This window comes from Limosilactobacillus mucosae, assembly GCF_013423865.1.
Taxonomy (GTDB): domain Bacteria; phylum Bacillota; class Bacilli; order Lactobacillales; family Lactobacillaceae; genus Limosilactobacillus; species Limosilactobacillus mucosae.
In genome coordinates this window covers 1,423,994-1,445,244 of the sequence record NZ_CP058954.1, presented here as the reverse complement: position 1 = coordinate 1,445,244, position 21,251 = coordinate 1,423,994, and the positions used below count along the sequence as shown (strand labels likewise).

21 protein-coding genes are annotated in these 21,251 nt (G+C 48.1%); 16 read left to right on the top strand and 5 right to left on the bottom strand.

Going from position 1 to position 21,251, the window contains the following annotated elements; all coding sequences use genetic code 11:
• The first annotated feature begins 2 nt into the window (after nucleotides 1-2).
• From H0G69_RS07130 to H0G69_RS07105, 6 genes are all read left to right on the top strand, one after another.
• Nucleotides 3-752: a class I SAM-dependent methyltransferase gene (locus H0G69_RS07130; protein WP_180304544.1), complete on the top strand. Its 750-nt coding sequence runs from the start codon at nucleotides 3-5 to the stop codon at nucleotides 750-752.
• Nucleotides 752-1,897 carry a nucleotidyltransferase gene (locus H0G69_RS07125; protein WP_180304543.1) on the top strand — a complete coding sequence of 382 codons (1,146 nt, stop codon included), beginning with the start codon at nucleotides 752-754 and terminating at the stop codon, nucleotides 1,895-1,897. Before H0G69_RS07130 ends, H0G69_RS07125 begins: the two co-directional genes overlap by 1 nt.
• 61 nt (nucleotides 1,898-1,958) lie before the next feature.
• The gene (locus H0G69_RS07120) at nucleotides 1,959-2,513 is read left to right on the top strand and encodes a YceD family protein (RefSeq protein WP_180304542.1); all 555 of its coding nucleotides are present in this window, start codon (nucleotides 1,959-1,961) and stop codon (nucleotides 2,511-2,513) included.
• A 51-nt stretch (nucleotides 2,514-2,564) separates the two neighbouring features.
• Complete coding sequence (rpmF, locus tag H0G69_RS07115; RefSeq protein WP_006500051.1) at nucleotides 2,565-2,741, top strand: 50S ribosomal protein L32; 177 nt, start codon at nucleotides 2,565-2,567, stop codon at nucleotides 2,739-2,741.
• A 203-nt stretch (nucleotides 2,742-2,944) separates the two neighbouring features.
• Nucleotides 2,945-3,631, top strand: a complete 687-nt coding sequence (locus H0G69_RS07110; RefSeq protein WP_006499995.1) for a response regulator transcription factor — start codon at nucleotides 2,945-2,947, stop codon at nucleotides 3,629-3,631.
• 19 nt (nucleotides 3,632-3,650) lie between these two features.
• Nucleotides 3,651-5,135 (top strand): HAMP domain-containing sensor histidine kinase, encoded by a 1,485-nt coding sequence (locus tag H0G69_RS07105; RefSeq protein ID WP_180304541.1) that lies wholly within the window; start codon nucleotides 3,651-3,653, stop codon nucleotides 5,133-5,135.
• A gap of 68 nt (nucleotides 5,136-5,203) precedes the next feature.
• Here H0G69_RS07105 and H0G69_RS07100 read toward each other — a convergent pair whose 3' ends face one another.
• The 4 genes from H0G69_RS07100 to H0G69_RS07085 all read right to left on the bottom strand — a co-directional run bounded on the left by H0G69_RS07100 (nucleotide 5,204) and on the right by H0G69_RS07085 (nucleotide 8,530).
• Nucleotides 5,204-6,562 (bottom strand): MATE family efflux transporter, encoded by a 1,359-nt coding sequence (locus tag H0G69_RS07100; protein WP_180304540.1) that lies wholly within the window; start codon nucleotides 6,560-6,562, stop codon nucleotides 5,204-5,206.
• A gap of 159 nt (nucleotides 6,563-6,721) precedes the next feature.
• Nucleotides 6,722-7,132: a peptide deformylase gene (locus H0G69_RS07095; protein WP_180304539.1), complete on the bottom strand. Its 411-nt coding sequence runs from the start codon at nucleotides 7,130-7,132 to the stop codon at nucleotides 6,722-6,724.
• A gap of 85 nt (nucleotides 7,133-7,217) precedes the next feature.
• Nucleotides 7,218-8,168 carry a membrane protein insertase YidC gene (gene yidC / locus H0G69_RS07090; RefSeq protein WP_180304538.1) on the bottom strand — a complete coding sequence of 317 codons (951 nt, stop codon included), beginning with the start codon at nucleotides 8,166-8,168 and terminating at the stop codon, nucleotides 7,218-7,220.
• 89 nt (nucleotides 8,169-8,257) lie between these two features.
• A complete protein-coding gene (locus tag H0G69_RS07085) occupies nucleotides 8,258-8,530 on the bottom strand; it encodes an acylphosphatase (protein ID WP_180304537.1) in 273 nt (90 codons plus the stop codon).
• Nucleotides 8,531-8,624: 94 nt separating this feature from the next.
• Here H0G69_RS07085 and H0G69_RS07080 point away from each other — a divergent pair, with 94 nt between their 5' ends.
• From H0G69_RS07080 to H0G69_RS07035, 10 genes are all read left to right on the top strand, one after another.
• Nucleotides 8,625-9,398 carry a TrmH family RNA methyltransferase gene (locus H0G69_RS07080; RefSeq protein WP_048345322.1) on the top strand — a complete coding sequence of 258 codons (774 nt, stop codon included), beginning with the start codon at nucleotides 8,625-8,627 and terminating at the stop codon, nucleotides 9,396-9,398.
• 128 nt (nucleotides 9,399-9,526) lie between these two features.
• Nucleotides 9,527-10,054: an HD domain-containing protein gene (locus tag H0G69_RS07075; RefSeq protein WP_006499988.1), complete on the top strand. Its 528-nt coding sequence runs from the start codon at nucleotides 9,527-9,529 to the stop codon at nucleotides 10,052-10,054.
• 21 nt (nucleotides 10,055-10,075) lie between these two features.
• On the top strand, nucleotides 10,076-10,414 hold the full coding sequence (locus H0G69_RS07070) for a winged helix-turn-helix transcriptional regulator (protein ID WP_006499987.1): 339 nt from the start codon (nucleotides 10,076-10,078) through the stop codon (nucleotides 10,412-10,414).
• A gap of 306 nt (nucleotides 10,415-10,720) precedes the next feature.
• Nucleotides 10,721-11,767, top strand: a complete 1,047-nt coding sequence (gene pheS / locus H0G69_RS07065) for a phenylalanine--tRNA ligase subunit alpha (RefSeq protein WP_006499986.1) — start codon at nucleotides 10,721-10,723, stop codon at nucleotides 11,765-11,767.
• A 5-nt stretch (nucleotides 11,768-11,772) separates the two neighbouring features.
• A complete protein-coding gene (pheT, locus tag H0G69_RS07060; RefSeq protein ID WP_180304536.1) occupies nucleotides 11,773-14,205 on the top strand; it encodes a phenylalanine--tRNA ligase subunit beta in 2,433 nt (810 codons plus the stop codon).
• A gap of 69 nt (nucleotides 14,206-14,274) precedes the next feature.
• Nucleotides 14,275-14,643: an endolytic transglycosylase MltG gene (locus tag H0G69_RS07055; RefSeq protein ID WP_033935284.1), complete on the top strand. Its 369-nt coding sequence runs from the start codon at nucleotides 14,275-14,277 to the stop codon at nucleotides 14,641-14,643.
• Between the two features lie 66 nt (nucleotides 14,644-14,709).
• A complete protein-coding gene (gene udk / locus H0G69_RS07050; protein ID WP_033935283.1) occupies nucleotides 14,710-15,363 on the top strand; it encodes a uridine kinase in 654 nt (217 codons plus the stop codon).
• Nucleotides 15,364-15,459: 96 nt separating this feature from the next.
• A complete protein-coding gene (greA, locus tag H0G69_RS07045; protein WP_033935282.1) occupies nucleotides 15,460-15,936 on the top strand; it encodes a transcription elongation factor GreA in 477 nt (158 codons plus the stop codon).
• 190 nt (nucleotides 15,937-16,126) lie between these two features.
• The gene (locus H0G69_RS07040) at nucleotides 16,127-16,504 is read left to right on the top strand and encodes a cupredoxin domain-containing protein (protein ID WP_180304535.1); all 378 of its coding nucleotides are present in this window, start codon (nucleotides 16,127-16,129) and stop codon (nucleotides 16,502-16,504) included.
• Entirely contained in the window at nucleotides 16,504-18,414 is a 1,911-nt protein-coding gene (locus tag H0G69_RS07035) for a copper-translocating P-type ATPase (RefSeq protein WP_180305425.1), read from the top strand. Before H0G69_RS07040 ends, H0G69_RS07035 begins: the two co-directional genes overlap by 1 nt.
• A gap of 66 nt (nucleotides 18,415-18,480) precedes the next feature.
• Here the strand turns inward: H0G69_RS07035 and H0G69_RS07030 are convergent, their stop codons facing one another.
• Nucleotides 18,481-21,108, bottom strand: a complete 2,628-nt coding sequence (locus H0G69_RS07030) for a YfhO family protein (protein WP_180304534.1) — start codon at nucleotides 21,106-21,108, stop codon at nucleotides 18,481-18,483.
• Nucleotides 21,109-21,251: the final 143 nt, after the last annotated feature.

Genomic DNA, 21,251 nt, shown 5'->3' with positions numbered 1-21,251 from the left:
TCATGATCTACGGAACGTTTGCCCAGCTGTACGATGAATTGTTTGAAAGCGATATGTATCAGCAATGGCGTGAATTTGTCGAGAGCCGGCTGCCAAAAAGCGCGCGAACGATTTTGGACGTTGCTGGGGGCGCGGGACGACTGGGCGTTTTATTGGCACAAGACGGCTATCAGGTCGTGGACTTTGACTTTTCAGAAGAGATGCTGAGTCTGGCCTTTAAGCATGCCCAAGAAGCGCAGGTGCCAATGACGCTGGTACAAGGCGATATGCGCGATCTGAACGGCTTGGAACAGTATGATGCGATTACCTGTTTTGCCGACTCGCTTTGCTATCTGGATGATTTTAACGATGTCCAGGCAACGCTCAAACAGATGGCGGCGCATTTAAAAGATGATGGCTGGCTGCTGTTTAACGTCATTACGCCGTATCAGACCGATGAAATCTACCCTGGCTATATGTACAACTATGAAGATCTTGATGAGCAGCGGGCCTTTTTATGGCGCAGCTATGCCGATGATGACGTTGAGCATGGCGTGATCCATGAATTAACCTTTTTTAACCGCCTGCCCGATGATCACTACCAGCGGCTGCATGAAACGCATTTTGAGCGAGCCTATGAGTTAAAGGACTGGCGAGAGGCGCTTTTAAAGGCTGGCTTTAATCAGGTTGAGGTTAAAGCTGATTTTGGCAGTCAAGCGATTGATGAAAAAACAACGCGCTGGTTCTTTATTTGTCGAAAGCAGGTGGATTAATGCATGCCGTGGGGTTGGTAACCGAGTATAATCCTTTTCATAACGGTCATCGCTATCACCTCAGCCAAGCGCGGGAGCTAACCCATGCTGAGGTTGTCGTTGCCGTAATGAGTGGCAATTTTACGCAGCGCGGCGAACCAACGCTGCTTGATAAATGGCAGCGCGCACAGGCGGCACTGACCAACGGCGTCGACCTGGTCGTTGAACTGCCGATCTTTATGGCCGTACAGCCAGCCCATCGTTTTGCGGCCGGAGCCTTGGAACTGTTAGCAGCCTTAGGAGTTGATGACGTGGTCTTTGGCGCTGAACATCCAAAATGGGATTTTAAACAGCTGGTAGCCGCGGAGCAAAACTTTACGGCTAGCGGCTTTAGTCAGTACAACGCGACTTTTGCCACGCAGTTCAATAAACAGCTGAAAGATCAGACCGGTTTGTCATTGACTGACCCTAACGATATCCTGTCATTTGGCTATTATAAGGCACAGATCAATGAACGACTGCCGCTTCGTCTCCACCCGATTCAGCGGCGTGGCAGTCAGTACCATGATGAGCGCATTGAGGGAAAGATTGCCAGTGCCAGTGCGATTCGGCAGGCTGTTTTAGAGCATGGCGATTTTAAGCAGGCGGTTCCCGTCCAGACGGCCCAGCAGCTGCAAAAGCTTCAGCAGGTGCCAAGCTGGGACGCAATGTATCCGATGCTGCGCAATCAGTTGATTCAGGCCCCCGTCGAGCAGCTGGCCCAGATCTATCAGATGGCAGAAGGGCTGGAATATCGCATGAAAGACGCAGCTCAGCGTAATCTGAGCTTTGCTGGCTTTATGAAGGCAGTCAAAACAAAGCGCTATACCTATGCGCATCTGTTAAGAGTCTATCTGTATACGATCCTGCAGCTTACCGAGTCGCAGGTGAGTGATCATCTTAAACGGCCCTATCTGCATGTTTTGGGCTTTAACGAACGCGGCAGAGACTATCTGCATTCGATTAAGAAGCAGGTTGAATTACCGCTTTTAACCAAGATTGATCAAAATCTGCGTGACGATCTGCTCAATCTTGACTATCGCGCAGGTAAGCTTTACCAGACTTTTACGCCGGTTGAGCAGGATTTAAAGCATGCGCCGGTGATTGTTAAGGGTGTCAAGGAATAAACATTGACAAGCAAACTTGGGACTAGTATAATAACGCTTGTTGCATTAGGAGGTTAGTACCGTGAAATGGACGTTGGCTGAACTTCATCGCTATCATGATGAGCCGCTGCATATTCAAAGTACTTTTGATCTAAACGCATCACTGACAGAACGGTTCCCTAATCAAGTCCTTAACTGTCAGCCTGTTGAGGTTGACGGCTACGTGGTCTATGATCAGGGTGATGCTACTTTAAGCGTCAACGTTAAGACAACGCTGACCGTACCATCCAGCCGTTCGCTGAAACCGGTCGAATTGCCATTGGATTTTGCTTTTGCCGAAACCTATGTCAATGATGAGACGCATGCTGGTCGCTATGAAGACGATGCCTTGGTTTTCGTCTTGCCTGATCCGCATGATACGATTGATTTTGACAATGTTTTGGCGGAAAATATCATTGAGCAGATTCCAATGCAGGTATTGTCCGAAGATGAAAAAAACAGCTCGCAGATGCCAAATGGCAAGGGCTGGGAAGTCATTGCCGAGGACAATATCAATCAGGCACCGGATAAGGAACATGTTGATCCACGTTTCGCTAAGCTAAAAAACTTATTTCCTGATCAGGATAACCAAAATTAGCGAACGGTTAAAAACCACTAGTGGATAGATTATTTGAAGGAGGTGTCACACATGGCTGTACCAGCACGGAAGACATCCAAGACGCGTAAGCGCAATCGTCGTGGTCACATCAAGCTGACTGTGCCTGGCTTGGCTCCATGTCCAAACTGTGGTGAACTGCGCAAGTCACACATGGTTTGCCCAAGCTGTGGTTACTACAACGGCAAGCAAGCTGTTGAAAACAACTAATCACGTCGATTTTATTCGATTAAAGACCTTTCTCGAGGCGCCGGACCTGGGAAGGTCTTTTTTTATGTAAAGATTGAAAAAATTTTAATTTTAACACAGTTTAATTAATCTCAAAGGTAGGGTAGATTAATTTTCTGTGATAAAATTGGTGTGGTTATTATGTGGGAGTAAGACCCACCAATTTAAACGAGGAGCGTTTTAATATGAGTCGGATTTTAATTATTGAAGATGAAGAAAACCTGGCACGATTCGTAGAACTAGAATTAAAGCATGAAGGATACGAAACCGATGTTGAGCTGGATGGCCGCGCCGGACTGGATGCTGCCTTAAATCAAGACTTTGACGTAATTCTGCTTGATTTGATGCTGCCAGAACTGAACGGGATTGAAGTTGCCCGTCGCGTGCGGGAAGTCAAGGACACGCCAATTATCATCATGACAGCGCGCGATTCAGTTATTGACCGGGTTTCTGGCCTGGATCATGGTGCCGATGACTATATCGTCAAGCCATTTGCCATCGAAGAGCTGCTGGCCCGCGTACGGGCACTGCTGCGTCGAATCAGCATTGAAGGCGGTAATGCCAAGAGTCATCAGACAACGGTTACGTATAAGGACCTGACGATTGAAAAGGAAAATCGCGTCGTTCGTCGTGGCGATGAGATCATCAACCTTACCAAGCGTGAATATGAACTGCTTTTAATCCTGATGGAAAACATCAATGTCGTCATGTCGCGTAAGGAACTGCTCAGCAAGGTCTGGGGATATGACTCCAAGGTTGAGACCAACGTTGTGGATGTCTATATCCGTTATCTGCGTAATAAGATCGACCGCCCTGGCGAAAAGAGCTACATTCAAACCGTGCGGGGTACTGGCTACGTAATTCGTTCCTAGTCGATAAAGAAGGGTCTTTATGAGCGAAAAGCAATCAAAATCATCTCGCTTCGTTTCGCTCAAGGTAAAGTGGGCCATTGGTACGGCCATCGGATCTTTAATCATTTCAATGATCGTGGTGATTTCGCTGTTCAGTGCCTTCACGCAAAACCTACTACAGCAAGAACGCAGCGAGCTTAATCATAATATGTCCGTCGTGGTGCGTCAGCTGGGGAATGCTGGCGAAAGTTCTCTGACCAAGGGCAAGGTGCGGTCGATTTTTGAGCATGAGACCAATCTCAGCAGCACGACCGAATTTTATCGTCAGCCTTTGGTTCAGGGCTTAAGCAATTCACGAGTGACGGTTACCGTGATGAACAGTAATGGGAAAAAGATTTTCCAAACTGCCAAGGCCACGCTGCCGCTTAAAACGTCCAAACAAGCTAAAACTGAAATGATCAAAGGCGGCCATCATCAAATCATGGTTGGCCGACAGCCGATCCTATCGCGTGACGGCACGATCATTGGCTATGTTCAGGTCGAAAATGATCTCAAGCAGTACTATCAAGTTTTTAAACGCTTGATTTTGATTTCGGCGCTGGCCCTTTGTCTGGTCGTGATTGCCAGCGGCCTGCTGGGCTATTTCCTGTCTTATTACTGGCTGAGTCCATTAAACGATATTCATGATACCTTGACGGTGGTACGAGATGATCCAACCAGCGATGCGCGCGTGCCAAAAGACGTTACTGAACTAAATGACGAGCTGGGCGAATTATCGCGCATGTTTAATCAAATGCTTGATCAGACTCAGCGCTATATTGATCAGCAGACGCAATTTGTCAGTGACGTTTCACACGAGCTCAGAACGCCGGTTGCCATTATTCAAGGACACATGGAAATGCTGCAGCGCTGGGGCAAGGATGATCCCCAGGTATTGGATGAGTCAATTGCCGCTGCCTTAAAAGAAACGACACGGATGAACAGTCTGATCAAAGAAATGCTTGATCTGACCCGTGCCGAACAAGTTGACGTTAAGTTTCACGATGCCGTCACTGAGGTTAAAGACGTGGTTGAACAGGTCTTTAACAATTTCAAGATGCTGTACCCTGACTACGTTTTCCGTTTTGATGACGATCTGCATGAAGACGTTCCAGTACACATCTATCGTGATCATCTTGAACAGATTCTGATCATCTTGTTTGACAATGCCGTGAAATATTCTAAGGATCGCAAGGAAGTTCATCTCTCCTTATCGCGCAACCTGAATTCCGTTGAAATCGGCGTCCAGGACTTTGGCGAGGGGATTCCGCAAGAAGACGTGCTGCATGTCTTTGACCGCTTCTATCGTGTTGATAAGGCTCGCAGCCGCAAAAAAGGCGGCAACGGTCTCGGACTGGCAATTGCCAAGCGGCTGGTAGAAGGCTATCATGGTCATATTGCCGTTGAAAGTACGGTCGGCTCTGGATCGCTGTTTCGGATTACTTTACCGATCGTGAAGGAAAAACCGATTGAAAAAGACAAATAAGCGTAATATTCAATTACCGCAAACAAAATAAAAACCTCGTTTCAAATGCTGAAGCGAGGTTTTTATATTTAGGCTGATTTAGTCAGATTTGCTTTTCTCTGGGCGTCTTCCATCAGTTTGAGCCGGTGATCCTGCTGATGAACCAGGAAAAAGCCAACCAGCGTTATCAAAAGCTCCGTTACTGGTACGGCAGCCCAAACGCCATTAATGCCGAACAGCCAACCCATTAGGATGATGGCTGGCAGCAAGACAACGTAGCCTCTTAAAAGTGATAGTGAAAACGAAAGCGTAGCGCAGTTAATGGCGGTCAGGAAAATAATCATCAACAGATTGATCGCTGAAAATAAAGTGCTGGTAAAGTAGATCGGCATTCCCGCCATGGCATAGCGAGTCAGCTGCAGAGAATGATCATGATTGAACAGGGTAATGATCGGATGACGGAACGCAACCAGGGCGACAAATGCCAAAACTGCAATTGCCGCTGTAATCTTTATACCATGTCTTAAAGCCAGCCGGACGTTGCGAAAATGCCGAGTCCCATATTCGCGACTGGCCAGCGGCTGAACCCCTAAAGCGACCCCATTAGCGATTGCAACGGTGACGATGGCAATATTTGAGATCACGCCATAAGCTGCCACGGCGTAGTTGCCGCTGAGCTTTAGCAAAACCATGTTGAAAACATAGATTGAAACGCCGGTGCTCAATTCGTTTAAGCATGCTGAAACGCCAAGCTTGGCAGCCGTTTTAAGCGTTTTAAGCCTTGGCCAGACCCAATGCCATTCCAGCTGCCGATATGGAAAACGCTTATGAAAAGAAAGCACGATCAGACTGGTTGCTGGCGAAACGACTGCTGCCAAGGCGGCCCCTTCAATCTGAAGATGCAGGCCAAAAATAAAGAACCAGTCAAAGATGATAACGACAAAACTTTCAATCAGAGCAGCACGCATGGTTAAACCAGGGTGATTGTCATTGCGGACGAAATTAACGGTGATGTAGTTGGCCATGGTAACCGGCGCGTCAATTGACATCAGCCGCAGATACTTGATTGCCATGCCCATGGTCTGATCATTGGCCCCCAGAATCGTTGCCAGCGGCCGTGTAAACAGATTGATTAAAATAATGACTGCGGTCCCCAGCAAAACGGCAAAAATAACCAGTTCACTGTAGAGCGTCTTAACGCGTTCCGGATGGTCAATCTTGTTCAATGAAAAATAGGCAGCACCGCCCACGCCTAAAAGCAGGCCGGTACAGCTGAAAAGACTATAGATGGGCAGCGCCAGATTTAAGACGGTCAAGCCCATTGCTCCGGCAGCCATTGAGATAAAAAGCGTATCAACCAGAATATAGATTGAAAGGCCGACTGAAGCGGTAACGTTGCGGACGATGTAGTTGTTTAACTCGCCGATGATCGATTCATGATGTTTCAATTTTCACCATCCCTTTGCTTTAGGATCGCTGATTAGACAAACCTTGCTCATATTATAAAATAAAAACCAGTCAGCGTAATGGTTAAGCTGCATCAGATCAAAAAGAAAAAGCCGATTCGTCTCAAAAAAGAATCCTTGAGATAAATCGGCTCTGATGATTTAGATGATAATGCCATTGCAATGATCGAGCTCATGCTGGACGGCCTCGGCAGCAAAACCAGTTAATGAAAGCGACTGTTTTTGCCAGTTAAGGTCAAAATATTCAACGACGATCTGCTGGTAGCGAGTTGCTGGGCGCTGACCATCAAGACTGAGGCAGCCTTCCTTGGTCTGGTAAGGCTCTTTTTTGCTCGTCAGTTTTGGATTCAGCATGGCTACGCTGACTGGTCCTAAAGATACGGCAATTATCGCAACTGGCGCGCCGATCATATTGGCTGCCATCCCAACGCAATCCGCGGAATTGGCCGCGAGCGTCTCTAAAAGGTCTTTAGCTAAAGGGATGTCTTGTTTGGTGGCAGGGCGAGCTTTTTGGGCTAGAATCTGCAGGTTGCGACAGATTGGCTTGATCATAATTACGAGCTTCCTTTCTAATGATTTTGGTCTGAATTTATAAAAAGCACCGGGTCATGATCAGACCGCGATGCTTTAGGATCAACTACTTGGATGAATGATGATGCTGCTTGCCGGCATTGCGACGCCGATTCTTATTGGCAGCCGGCTTGGTTTTGACCGGGGACTTTTTAAGCTGTTCGATCGTATCAGTCGTCGGCTTGGTGGCAGCTGGCTGGGCTGGAATCGGGTCTGGCATCTTAACTGGGTGATCCTTCATTTCTTGTTTGATGTTTTCACGCAGCTTTGGTCGCCAGGCATTTACCAGCCAGGTCTGCAGAATAGCAAACAGGGCGCTGACCACAAAATACAGTCCCAATCCGGCAGAAGAAGACCAGGCAATAAACAGGATCATAACGGGGCTCATCAGCATCGCGGCGCCCATCTGCTTGCGCTGTTCTTTAGGTACGCCGATCATGGAAAGCCATCCCTGGACCATGTAGGCCAAAAACGCCAGAATTGCCAAAATTGCGCTTGGCTTCCCTAAAGGCATTCCCATGAACGTAGCATGGTAAAGATCTGGCGAGTAGCGGATGGCTGCGTACAGGGCAGCAAAGATTGGCAGCTGAATCAGCAATGGCAGGCAGCCGATTCCGCCAGTCATCGAGATATTGTTGTCACGATAGAGCTGCATCATCTGTTGGCTGACCGCGGCTTGTTCCTGTGGCGTCTTGGCGTCTTTTTGCCGCTGCTGCAGCTCACGCAGTTGCGGCTGCACCATTGCCATTTTTTCCTGCATCAATGTTGATTTTTTCATTTGGCTCATCATGACCGGCAAAAGAATCAAGCGGACGATCACAACGATCACGACGATTGCCCAACCATAGTTGTTTCCCATGTGCTGAGCCAGCCAAGTCATCAGGTGCTGCATGGGTTTGGCCATGTAGTTGTAGACCCAGCCGATTGGATGTCCATGCTTGTCGGTACGTACGCAGCCGCTTAAGATCAGCAGCATGGCGCCTAAAAGCGTGGCCACGGTGAGACGTTTTTTCTTCATTTTAAATAGCTCATTCCTTTGACTTCAATAAATTTAACATTTTGTATCTTACCTTAAAAAGGGCTTAAAATCTAGCAACTTCAACAAGATCACTGCATTTTAAAGTCCTGCCAGTCGCTTTGAGTGGCGCGTGGCTCGATCTGCATGCCAGTGACTTTGGCATATGGATTGGGACCAGCCTGAACTTCTTTGACAAACATCTTGACTGCTTTGGCCGGACCTTGAACATCGATCGTCACGCTGCCGTCCCATTTATTTTTGACTTGGCCGACCAGACCGTATTGTAAAGCCAGTTCGTGAGTAGACCAGCGGAAACCAACGCCTTGGACGCGGCCAGTGACGACAATATGATAATTAAGCATAAAAACCCCTCCCATAAGCGGTTGACGATTATCAAGGATCATTAGGATAATGGTATAATTAAGTTAACGATAAACTGAGGTGAAAAATTAGACTATGGAAGAATTAACTTCAATTCACAATCAACGCGTCAAAAACTGGAAAAAGCTGCAGACGCGCAAGTACCGTCGGCAAACCGGCCAATACATGCTGGATGGCTGGCATCTGGTTCAAGAAGCCATTCAAAGCGGACTGACGATTCATGAGCTGATCGGCACCAAGGCAGCGCTGGCTGAACATAGTGATATTGTATCACGGGTCAACGCGGTCTATCAGGTCACGCCTGAAATCATGCGTCATATTACAGAGACGATTACGCCCCAAGGGATCGTGGCAATCGTTGACATGCCGAATCTCAAGCGCAAGCCAGCTTTACCATTAAAGGGGGCCTGGCTGCTGCTGGATCGGGTGCAGGACCCGGGTAACGTAGGAACGATGGTCAGAACTGCTGATGCGGCCGGGTTTGCGGGAGTAGTTGCTGGCGATCGGACCGCTGACTTCTACAGCCCGAAAGTCGTCCGTTCCATGCAGGGCAGCCAGTTCCACCTGCAGCTGTTTGAAGGCGATCTAAACAAGTGGATTGCCGATTTTAAACAGCAGCAGTCGCCAGTCTATGGCACGCAGCTTAATCCAGCCGCCAAGAATTTCCGCGATGTGCATCCTGGGACTGATTTTGCCTTGATTATGGGCAACGAGGGTCAAGGAATGAGCGATGAGCTTTTAAAGCAGACGACGGATAATCTGTATATTCCAATGCGTGGTCAGGCAGAGTCACTCAACGTCGCAGTTTCAGCCGGCATCTTAATGTTTCAGCTGAATGCCCAAAACTAAATCCTCAGTTGTCGTCAATCCTGCTGAGTTGCTTACTATTAATACTTACATTTTATAAGAGCTTATTAATTTATTTTTGATGGCAAATCATGTATGATATTGACAAATAAAGGAAGGGGCCAGTTACTATGAAAACCGAAAACGAATGGCGTCAAGACCCAGAATATGTATCCTTGGTCAAAGATCTGCTGGAACAGCCGGCCGTTAAAAGGCTTGCGCACTATAAGCAGCATCATCATTCCAATCGCCTGCAGCATTCGATTGCCGTTTCTTTCGACAGCTACAAGCTGGCAAAGAAAATGCATCTGGACTACAAGAGTACTGCTCGCGCCGGACTCTTGCATGATCTGTTTTATTATGACTGGCGAACTACCAAATTCAATCTGGGATCGCATGCCTTTATTCATCCACGGGTTGCTTTGCGCAATGCCGAAAAGATTACGCATCTGAACAAAAAAGAGCGTGATATCATCTTAAAGCACATGTTTGGCGCTACGATGGCCGTGCCACGCTATATGGAGAGCCTGATCGTTTCGATGGTTGACAACTACGAAGCTGAGCATGAGTTTTTCGGCCCGCTGCGCAAAAAACTTGAACAGCAAAAAAAGGTTGTGGATTGGCATGCGACTCCTTCCAAAAACAGTAAAAAGATTTAGTTTTGAAGAGGGGAAGATTACATGGATCAAGTAAAGGTCAAACAAGATGATTTTACGCTGTGTCCAAAGTTCACTGAAACGTTTGCCATGCTGGGCAAAAAATGGAACGGACTGATCATTGAAGTCTTGCTGCATGAACATACACAGCGTTTCAAGGATCTGGCCGCGCACGTTGATAAATGCAGCGATCGGGTGCTTTGCGAGCGTTTAAAGGAGCTGGAAGAAGACGGGATTGTTTCACGCAATACCTATCCTGGCGAGAGTCGGGTCGATTATTCGCTGACTGAACGAGGTCGTGATCTGGCGCCAGTTATGGAGGCCGTGCACGAATGGAGCAATCAGTGGTGCGGCAAAGACTAAAATTAGGACTTGACCGCGTTGCCATGATTGCCTAAAATAGCCTTATATTTAACTAAAACGACTTTGATGGAAATTAGTAGCTGAACCGACGGCACCTAGGGAGAAATGATCATCGACTGCAAGTCATTTCTGCTTTCATCAGTGAATTTCACTTCCGGAGTCGGTACCTTGTATCCCGGTTGACGACCGTTATCAAGTCATTTGAGCGTATGACATTGTCATAAACCAGGGTGGTACCGCGAACAACTCGTCCCTCGATTCGTCGAAGGACGAGTTTTTTTGTGGCCACGCTAAGGAGGAAAATTGATGGGTTTAAGAGAAAAACTTGAAGAATTGCGTCAACAAGGTCTCAATGAAATTGCAAACAGTGATGACCTAAAGAACGTCAACGATATCCGGGTCAAGCTGCTGGGCAAAAAGGGGCCAATCACCAACGTTTTACGCGGCATGCGTGATCTGAGCGCTGAAGAACGGCCAAAAGTCGGTAAGTTTGCCAATGAGGTTCGCGATGAGCTGCAGCAGGCTTTAGAAGACAAAAAGTCCAGTCTGGAACAGGCATTGATGAATGCTAAGCTGCAAAGCGAGTCAATTGACGTGACCTTGCCGGGAACCCCGGTTGCACAAGGCCAGCCACACGTGATTCAGCAGATCATTGATCAATTGGTTGATCTGTTCATCGGGATGGGTTATGAAGTCGCAGTCGGCGATGAAGTTGAACAAGAAGAATACAACTTTGAAAAGCTGAACCTGCCCAAGGATCACCCGGCCCGCGACATGCAGGATACTTTCTACATCACGCCATCAGTTCTGATGCGGACGCAGACTTCGCCAATGCAGGCGCGGATGATGGAAACACACGACTTTTCTAAGGGACCGCTGAAGATGATCTCGCCAGGCAAGGTCTACCGGCGCGATACTGATGATGCCACGCACAGTCATCAGTTCCACCAAGTAGAAGGACTGGTTGTCGGTGAGCACGTGACGATGGCTGATTTGAAAGGGACGCTGGAAGTAGTTGCCCAAAACCTGTTTGGCGATCAGCTGAAGGTTCGCTTGCGACCAAGCTACTTCCCATTTACCGAGCCGAGCGTTGAAGCCGACGTTACCTGCTTCAACTGTCTGGGCAAGGGCTGTGCAATCTGTAAGGGCAATGGCTGGATTGAAGTCTTGGGTGCCGGGATGGTTCATCCAAACGTCTTGAAGATGTCAGGCGTTGATCCTGACGTATATGGCGGCTTTGCCTTTGGACTGGGGCCGGACCGTTTTGCCATGATTAAATACGGTGTTGAAGACATTCGTGATTTCTACCAAAACGACATGCGCTTCTTGACGCAATTTGATCAGAAAGGATAATTTCAATGAAAGTTTCATACCAATGGTTAAATGAATATCTGCCGCTTGAAAAGAACCAGATTGAACCCAGCGCGCTGGCTGAAAAACTGGCTCTGACCTCGGTTGACATTAATGAGGTCTACTCGCCAAGCGATGGCCTGAGCAATATCGTCGTGGGCCAGATCGAATCGGTCACGCCGCATCCAGACTCTGATCATCTCAATCTGTGCCAGGTCAAGATCAGCGAAGGAGCGGTCGTTCAAATTGTCTGTGGTGCACCCAATGTCAGTCAGGCAGCCGGTAAGAAGGTTATCGTTGCCTTAGCTGGTGCCAAGCTTAAAGACGGCACCAAGATCAAGCGCGGCAAGATTCGTGGCGAAGAATCAAACGGCATGCTGTGTGCGCTGCAGGAAATCGGCTTTAGTGACAAAATTGCACCAAAGGCTTATGAAGAAGGCATCTGGTTCTTGCCAGACGATGCCAAGGTAGGCGATGCCGTCTTTGGCTACCTGGGAATGGATGACACGATCATTGATACCGATCTGACGCCTAACCGGGGTGATATGCTGAGTATGTATGGCAATGTCAATGATCTGAGCGCGATTTATGATCTGCCGAATAATTTCGTTTCACATGACGTTAAGGAAAACGGTGCGCAAAAAGCTGCTGATCTGCTGAAGATTACGATCCCTGATCCACAGATTGCACCAGCCTACAAAGCCCGGGTGATCAAGAACGTTAAGCTGGGCGAGAGTCCAATGTGGCTGCAGATTCGCCTGTGGAATGCGGGCATTCGGCCAATCAACAATGTCGTGGACGTTACCAACTATATTCTGCTCAAGTATGGTCAGCCAATGCACAGCTATGACTATGATCGGCTGCCAGCGCATGAGCTCAGCGTTCGCCATGCGCATGAGGGCGAAAAGTTCGTAACGCTTGATGAGGCTGAACAAACACTGCAAAAAGAAGACATCGTGGTAACCTCAAACGACGAGCCAGTCTGCCTGGCCGGAACGATGGGGGGACTGAATACGGCAGTCAGCGATCAGACGCAAAACGTGGTCTTAGAAGCGGCGATCTTTGACTCAGTCATGGTTCGCAAGCAGGCTCGACGCTTAGATCTGCACAGCGAAAGCTCAATGCGGTTTGAACGGGGCGTTAATCCAGAAACGGTTGAAACGGCTCTGAACGAAGCTGCTTACTGGCTGCAACAGCTGGCTGGCGGTGAGGTTGAACAGGGAATCGTTACTGGCAGTGAGGCGCCAATCAAGTCAACGCCAATCACGATGTCTTTGACTAAGATCAATGCCGTGCTGGGTACGGATCTGAAACTGGCTCAGGTTGAAAACATCTTTGATCGCCTAAAGTTTGCCTACACGCAATCGGATGACGATACGCTGGTCGTAAGCGTACCGGCACGGCGCTGGGATATCAGCATTGCAGCCGATCTGAACGAAGAAATCGCTCGTCTGTACGGCTTCAACAACATTCCTTCAACCTTGCCAACCATGACGCGGACGCTGGGCGGATTAAACGAGCGCCAAAAGTTCTTGAAGGCCACACGCCATTCATTACAGAGCATGGGATTGAACCAGGCGATCAGCTATTCTTTGATGAATGAAAAGCAGGCTCAGCAGTTTACGATTGAACCAGCTGTTGAACCAATGCAGCTTGACTATCCAATGAGCTCTGATCACACGACGGCTCGTGAAAGCATCATCAGTGGTCTTTTGGTTGACGTAGCCTACAATACCACGCGTCAGGTAGAAGACATCGCGCTTTATGAACAAGGCCGCGTCTTCATTCCCAAAGGCGGCGAGCGTCCTGAAGAACAAGAACACGTTGCTGGGGCCATAGCAGGCAGTCTGTTGGCTGACAGCTGGAATCTAAAGCGGCGTCCAGTTGACTTTTATCAGATCAAGGGAATCGTCGAACGCTACCTGCACAACATGGCGATTGCTGGCACGATCGAATACGTGGCTGACAGCACTCGTCCTGAGATGCACCCTGGTCGGACGGCCAATATTTTGTTAAACGGCAAGCTGATCGGCTTTGTTGGTCAGGTTCACCCCCAAATGGCCAAGGACTTGAAGATTCCAGCAACCTATGTCTTTGAACTGAACGTCGAAGCACTGCTGGCTGCCGACAAGCTGCCAAAACAGTACCGTCATATCAGCAAGTACCCAGCCGTAACGCGTGATATTGCGCTGCTGATCGATGAAGATGTGACGAATGAAGAAATCGTTGATCTGATCTACCAAAAAGGCGGTCAATACCTCAAAGACGTTCATCTGTTTGACGTCTACACGGGGGCTAAGCTGCCAGACGGCAAGAAGTCGCTGGCCTACACGCTGACTTATCAAGCCGATGATACCACGCTGACAGAAGATCAGGTCAATGAAGCCTTTGCCAGAGTTGAAAAACACCTGCAAAACGTTTTGAATGCAGAAATTCGTTAATTGCAGTCACTGATTAGGGAACGTCTAAAAAGGCGGTCCCTTTTTGCTATTTTGTTTGAGGAACTTAAAATGCCCCATTTTACCAAACAACAGATTCGGCGCCAAAACATCGTGACCCTGCTTGTCATTGTCATTCTGATCGTTAGTGGCCTAATTGCACATGGCTGGTTTAATCATGAGCTGCTGCCGGTAGATGCTGATGACCAGACCAGACGTGTGGTTGTGATTCCTAAAGGTACGACCGATAAACAGGCCGGTACGCTGCTTAAAAAACAGAAACTGGTTCGCAATGCCTATGTATTCGACTATTATCTGCAGACGCACAAGACGCAGGGCATTAAGGCAGGGCGCTTTTATTTGAAACGAAGCCAGTCAACGCCTCAGATTGTTGAAAAACTGCAGCAAAAACCCACGGCAGCGACAAATCCTGCTGAATAAACTTGTCGCTGCTATCTGGCTGCGCTATACTAAGTTTCGTATTGATAAATAAAGGAGAATTTTAGCGTGAACAATGATGACAAACGTCCAATCATTATTGGCGTAACGGGTGGCTCCGGCAGTGGCAAGACCACGGTTAGCCGAGCCATCTACAATCAGCTGCATGGACAATCCATCCAGATTATTACTCAAGATACCTATTACAATGATCAGGCTGACATGACGATGGAACAGCGTAAGGCCGTCAACTATGATCATCCCCTGGCTTTTGATACGGATCTTTTGGTCGAGCAGCTGGATCAACTGCGGCACAATCAAGCCGTTGAAATGCCGGTCTATGACTACAAAGCCTACACGCGGGCTAAGGAGACCGTGCATGTTGAACCACAAGACGTAATTATCCTGGAAGGCATTTTGATCCTGGATGATGAACGGCTCCGTGATCTGATGGATATCAAGGTGTATGTTGATACCGATGACGATATTCGTATCATCCGCCGTATTCAGCGTGATATGGAAGAGCGCGGGCGTTCTTTGGACTCGATTATTGGTCAGTATCTGGCAACGGTTAAGCCGATGTATCACCAATTTATCGAACCAACCAAGCGCTATGCTGATCTGATCGTGCCAGAAGGTGGTGAGAACCAGGTCGCAATCGATCTTTTATCGACCAAGGTTCGCGATATTCTGGTTAAGCGCGGTCATACTGAACTAAAGTAAGCATAATGATGGTTTACAATTAATGTTGAGCATGTTAACGTTGCAAAAGACGAAATTCAAAAAAGAAATCTAGGAAAATTTAAAGGAGTTGTTGAAATGGCTGAAGAAAAAAGCTACCCAATGACGGCTGAAGGTAAGCAGAAACTGGAAGAAGAACTGGAAAACCTGCGCTTGGTACGGCGTCCAGAAGTAATCAAGCGAATCAAGATTGCCCGCAGCTATGGTGACCTTTCGGAAAACTCTGAATACGAATCTGCCAAAGATGAACAGTCATTCGTTGAAAGCCGGATCTCACAGATCGAACACATGCTGCAATACTCAGTGATCATTGACAACAATGACGTGGCTGCCGACGAGGTTTCGATGGGACGTCAGGTAACGTTTAAGGAACTGCCAGATGAAGAGCCAGAAACCTACCAAATCGTTGGCGAATCCGAATCTGACCCGCTGAACGGCAAGATCTCCAATGAATCGCCAATGGCTAAGGGTCTGATTGGCCACAAGGTCGGCGAGGAAGTTGAAATCGAGATTCCAAACGGGACGATGAATGTCAAGATTCTGGAAGTTAAATAATCTGTAAACCTTTGCCATCTGATCGGCGAGATTGATTGGGTCTTTGTCAGATTGGATTGGTGAAGATCAATTCCCTGCTTCAAAATGAAGTGGGGATTTTTTTATTGCTTTATTGTTGACAAATGTAATTTAAAAGTGCAGACTGATTATATTAATAATTACATGTGTAAACAAAAAGGAGGCTCAACCAATGCTTAAAATTTTGATTTTATTGATAGCTGTAATTTTGATTGCTGCAATTGGCTGGTGGTTCTTTGGCCATCATCAAGAAAAGGCCATGACGGCGCGGCTTAACGACAACGATCAAGATCAAAAAATCCGGATCGAGGTCAATGGCGGCTACTCGCCAAGTACAATCGTCTTAAAAAAGGGCGTGCCGGCCGAATTGGATTTTTATCGCAAGGACCCTTCATCCTGTCTGGAAAGAGTGGTTTTTCCAGAACAGGGAATCAATGAGCAGCTGCCGCAAAATCAGCTGCACCAGATTGAGTTTGATACCAGTAAAGCCGGCGAGTATGAGTTTGCCTGTGGGATGAATATGTTTCATGGCAAGGTGATCGTCAAATGATGAGCATCAAAAAACGTTTCTGGCTGGCACTTTTGCTTTCTTTGCCAATGCTTTATGACATGCTGGCCATGCTGTTTGCCTGGCCGATGCTGCCAAACGGTGATTGGATTGCGCTGGTACTGACGACTTTGATTATGCTGATATCAGGACGGGCATTTATGCAAAGTGCCTGGGCTGCCTTTTTGCATCATCATGCTAACATGGACACGCTGGTTGCGGTAGGGACGCTGACGGCATATCTTTACAGTATCGGTGCCCTGATGCATCATCAAGGCGTGTTTTTTGAAAGTGCTGCTTATATTATCGTCTTTGTCTTATTAGGGCAGTATCTGGAAGACAAGATGCGCACACAGGCTTCGCAGGCAACGACTAAGCTGCTGGAACTGCAGGCAAGACAGGCCACGGTAATCAGAAACGGTCAAACCAGTGAGATTCCGATTGAAGAAGTCGCGATTGGCGATCGGCTGCTGGCCAGGCCAGGAGAAAAGATTGCTGCGGATGGCAGAATCGTTAAGGGGCATTCAACGATCAATGAGTCAATGATTACTGGCGAAAGCATGCCGATTGAAAAACAGACTGGTGATCTGGTAATCGGCGGGACGCTTAATCAGACCGGTATTTTAGAGTACACGGCTGAAAAGGTCGGCAAGGATACCATGCTGGCTCAGATCGTCGAAATTGTCAGACATGCCCAATCCAGCCATGCCCCGATTCAAAAAATGGCTGATCGGATCGCTGATGTTTTTGTTCCCATTGTATTGATGATTGCGATTGCGGTGTTTGCCATTTGGAGCGTCTTTTTGAATGCCACGCTGACCAGATCGCTGACCTTTGCCGTTTCAACGATCGTAATTGCCTGTCCATGCGCGCTGGGGATTGCCACGCCGACTGCTTTGATGGTTGGGACAGGACGGGCGGCCAAAATGGGGATTCTGATCAAAAATGGCGAAGTCTTGGAAACTGCCAGTCATATTAAAAATATTGCCTTTGATAAAACCGGTACGCTTACACAGGGACAACCGACCGTTACGGATGTGATCGGCGACCCAAAGCAAGTCTTAACGCTGGCAGCTGCCTTAGAGTCGCTGTCAGAGCATCCACTGGCTGAAGCGATCGTAAAAGCGGCGCAAAAGCAAGCAATCACCTTGCCAAACGTGACCGAATTTTTAAATCGAACCGGGCAGGGCGTTACCGGTCAAATCAATGGGCATCAGGTTTTTGTTGGGAAGCCTCAGCTGGCCAGTCAGCCGCTTGATAAAGAATGGCAGGATCAAATCAAACGGCTCCAGGAAGTCGGCAAGACAACGGCAGCGGTTGGGCAAGATGGACTGATCATTGGCCTGATCGCGATTCAAGATGCACCGAAGCCGTTTGCCAAGTCAGCCATCGCAAGACTAAGGCAGCAGGGGATGCACACGGTGATGATTACCGGTGATAATAAACGGGCAGCCAAAGCAGTTGCCAAACAGGTCGGTATCGATGAGGTGATTGCCGAGGTAATGCCTGGCGACAAGGCTCAACAGGTCAAAAAGCTGCAGCAGTCTGGGGTGACGGCATTTGTCGGTGACGGGATCAATGACGCACCGGCCCTGGCAGTCGCAGACGTTGGGATTGCTATGGGATCGGGAACCGATGTCGCAATTGAAACGGGTGGCATCGTCTTGGTTAAAAACAGTCTCAAGGATGTCGTCAAGGCGCTGACGATTGCTAAAAAAACTTTTGCGCGTATCAAGCTGAATCTGTTTTGGGCGCTGATCTACAACTTGATCGGCATTCCGATTGCAGCCGGCGTCTTTGCGCGTTGGGGACTGGTTCTCAGCCCGGCACTGGCTGGTCTGGCAATGGCCTTCAGCTCGGCTTCGGTAGTTGCCAGCTCATTGATGCTCAACGCTGCTAAAATCGATGACTAAAATCAAAACCATCAAAAAAGGATGACGTCAGCTGCGTCATCCTTTTGTTGTTAAATAAATAAAACATTAGCGCTTTTGTCGGCCTTTCTTAAGCCACCAGATGCTGCCGCTAATTGCCAACAGGCTGATTGTAGTTCCTAAGATCAGATATGGTGGAATGTAGTACATGGAAACCTTATGCTTGCCAGTCGACATTGGAATTGCCATAAAAGTACTTAAGGCTTTTTTAGGCGTAACGGTTTTGCCATCAACCTTGACGTGCCAGCCCTGATCATAAGGGATGGTAGTCATTAAAAGATCCTGGCCAGCTTTGAGATTGACCGTGCCCGAGATTCGGTTGGCGGCATAGCTGGAGACCTTTAATGGCGATTGCTTTAAGGTCTTGAGACTGGCATTGAAGGCTTTTTGATTAAGCATGTAGAGACTGACGTTTTGCATCCAAAGCGTTGAGTTCTTGAGACTAAAGACGATCTTGATGGTTTTACCCTTAGCGTGGTTGGCGACGTTGACCGTTACCGTATTACGATAGGTATCGTATTGAGTCAAGGCCTTGCCGTTGATCGTAATCGTGGCATTGTTCTTGACGTTGGCGCCTAAAGTCAGGTAATAAGAATTATTGGTCGTCGGGGTAAACTCAAGCTCAATGCTTGCTGGCGTCAGCAGATTGCGTTTTTTAAACGTGGTTCCGGTAATCTGAACGGCGGATTGGACATTGCCAAACGTGACGTGGTTAAAGTTCTGGACCTGGAACAGCAACTGATTGACGCCGCGACCCGCCAGCGACTGGAAGATCTGCGACTGATAGGCCAATGGATCCAGCGTGTTATGCGTCAGATTCAAGACTTGGCTGCTGGCACCAAACGCAATCGGCAGTGCAGCTTGATTGGACTTGATATTGACCATTGAAGTCTGAGCAATCGTTTTTTGCTGCTTGAGATCGGGTCTGAGACTGGTCGACGGCAAAACGGTACTGCCATTCTGCTTGCCATTATGCCGTTCCTGTAAGAAGTATTTAAAGCCCAGCAGTGAATCGGTAACCTGTGTGCCATCCGTGTAGGTGATAAAGCCATCGCCATCGGGCTGCCCAATTGCTCCCATGAATGCTGGCTGAGCGGGTTCCAGCGTTGAGCCAAAGTGATCGCCGCTGTTGAAGTCAGCTTGGAATGGGTCATCCTTGGTCCGCATAAAGGTCTTGCCGGTTCGATAAAGGCCGCTGTCTAGCGATTTGAGCTTGGTAACGGCTTTATCCAGCTCTTTGGTATAATTGCCGAACTCAGCCTGTGAGACATAAGAAATGTTGTTTAGCGCCGTAAATGCGCTGGTGCTGACGTCACAGACCGCCAACAGAATCAGCAGCAGGTCATAGAGTCGTGAATTGCCGTAACGCGGGATCAACAGCGCCAAAATGGCAATCGCTGCAAAGCCAAGCCCGATCAGCAGCTGATTGCGATTGATATACGAAAGATGACTGACCTGTTTTAGCATCAGATAGGCAAAAATACTGCCGACTAAAACCGCTAAGCCAAGCGCGACCGGCCATTTGATTCGAAAGTCAGGCTGCAGAGTGCGCGCGGCCAGCCAGATGCACCAAAATGAAAACAGGTAGGAAAAGCGATACGGATACCAAACTGGGAACTGACCAGCGTGCCAGAACAGATCCAGTGCCTCAATACAAAAAGAGGCCAGTAAAAACAAAGTAATCAGACCGGCTGTCAGACGACCGGCAATTTTTTCGCGCCGATTGAAAAAGTAAAGGACGGCGCCCAGCATAATCAGCATGCCAACATAAATATTTGGCTGACCGCTTGGCATCTGATTGAAATTGAATGATCCGGGCACCAGTTTGGCCAGCATCTTTAATGGATTATACTCAAGCTTCCAGTTCCATGACGTGGTCGTATAAGTGCCCTTGCTCTGCGTTAAGGCATAGGCAGTCGGCAGCAGAACGAACGCGCTGATGGCTCCGGCAAGCAGTGAGCTGCCCAGATAGCGTCCCAGGGTATAGCCGGCTGCATGCCATTGCCATTGCCAAGTCGTTTTCTCACTGGCAATCGTCCAAATTCCAAATAAAATGGTGAAGATGGCAACCATCCAGGCCATATAGTAGTTGTCGATCAAAGCCACTGCCAGCCACAGCGTATAGGTCCAGGGACTGCGGCCGGACAATAATTTGCGCTCACCATAAATGATCAGCGGCAGCAGAAACAAGACGTCCAGCCAGAGCAGATTGAACTGGTTGGCCACCATCCAACCCATTAAGGCGTAGGGGGTCGAAAAAATCCAAATGCGTGGCCCCTGCTGAATCTTTTCACGGTCAAGCACCCAGGCCATCGCCAAACCAGCCAGTCCGTATTTAAGCAGCGTTAGAATGGCAATGCCGCTGGCCAGATGCTGTGCGGGGAAAAAGAGCAATAGCAGATTTAACGGGCTCCAAAGGTAGTAGGCGTTGGTACCCCACATCTCACCGCCCAGTCCCTTACTAAAGGAATAAAGCAGGCTGCTGGGATGATGCAGAAGCGATGAGCGCAGATAGGCAAAAAAGTCGACATACTGCTGACCAAGATCTACAGTCAAGACAGTACTGCTGCCAAATGGTGCCATGCCGCGATAAACAAAGTAGCCGCCCATAATCAAGACGGGCAGCAAAAAACTGATCAGCAAAACCAAACGGCGCTGACGAACGGTATGTGTCATATCAAAACAGATCCTTATCTTTAGGAATGAAAATTACGTTTTTCATTATAGCCATAAAGTGTGAAAACTTCGTGGTTTCCTTGCTTAAAATTCGTTAAATCATCTCATAATAGGTTTAATCTTGCAAATAAAAGTGTATAGTT

Coding starts and splice junctions, on each gene's coding strand:
- H0G69_RS07070 (WP_006499987.1), top strand. CDS start 10,076: ATGGATCAAGTAAAGGTCAAACAAGATGATTTTACGCTGTGTCCAAAG.
- pheS (WP_006499986.1), top strand. CDS start 10,721: ATGGGTTTAAGAGAAAAACTTGAAGAATTGCGTCAACAAGGTCTCAAT.
- rpmF (WP_006500051.1), top strand. CDS start 2,565: ATGGCTGTACCAGCACGGAAGACATCCAAGACGCGTAAGCGCAATCGT.
- H0G69_RS07030 (WP_180304534.1), bottom strand. CDS start 21,108: ATGACACATACCGTTCGTCAGCGCCGTTTGGTTTTGCTGATCAGTTTT.
- H0G69_RS07105 (WP_180304541.1), top strand. CDS start 3,651: ATGAGCGAAAAGCAATCAAAATCATCTCGCTTCGTTTCGCTCAAGGTA.
- H0G69_RS07130 (WP_180304544.1), top strand. CDS start 3: ATGATCTACGGAACGTTTGCCCAGCTGTACGATGAATTGTTTGAAAGC.
- H0G69_RS07125 (WP_180304543.1), top strand. CDS start 752: ATGCATGCCGTGGGGTTGGTAACCGAGTATAATCCTTTTCATAACGGT.
- pheT (WP_180304536.1), top strand. CDS start 11,773: ATGAAAGTTTCATACCAATGGTTAAATGAATATCTGCCGCTTGAAAAG.
- H0G69_RS07085 (WP_180304537.1), bottom strand. CDS start 8,530: ATGCTTAATTATCATATTGTCGTCACTGGCCGCGTCCAAGGCGTTGGT.
- H0G69_RS07035 (WP_180305425.1), top strand. CDS start 16,504: ATGAGCATCAAAAAACGTTTCTGGCTGGCACTTTTGCTTTCTTTGCCA.
- yidC (WP_180304538.1), bottom strand. CDS start 8,168: ATGAAGAAAAAACGTCTCACCGTGGCCACGCTTTTAGGCGCCATGCTG.
- H0G69_RS07110 (WP_006499995.1), top strand. CDS start 2,945: ATGAGTCGGATTTTAATTATTGAAGATGAAGAAAACCTGGCACGATTC.
- greA (WP_033935282.1), top strand. CDS start 15,460: ATGGCTGAAGAAAAAAGCTACCCAATGACGGCTGAAGGTAAGCAGAAA.
- H0G69_RS07080 (WP_048345322.1), top strand. CDS start 8,625: ATGGAAGAATTAACTTCAATTCACAATCAACGCGTCAAAAACTGGAAA.
- H0G69_RS07075 (WP_006499988.1), top strand. CDS start 9,527: ATGAAAACCGAAAACGAATGGCGTCAAGACCCAGAATATGTATCCTTG.
- H0G69_RS07095 (WP_180304539.1), bottom strand. CDS start 7,132: ATGATCAAGCCAATCTGTCGCAACCTGCAGATTCTAGCCCAAAAAGCT.
- H0G69_RS07040 (WP_180304535.1), top strand. CDS start 16,127: ATGCTTAAAATTTTGATTTTATTGATAGCTGTAATTTTGATTGCTGCA.
- H0G69_RS07055 (WP_033935284.1), top strand. CDS start 14,275: ATGCCCCATTTTACCAAACAACAGATTCGGCGCCAAAACATCGTGACC.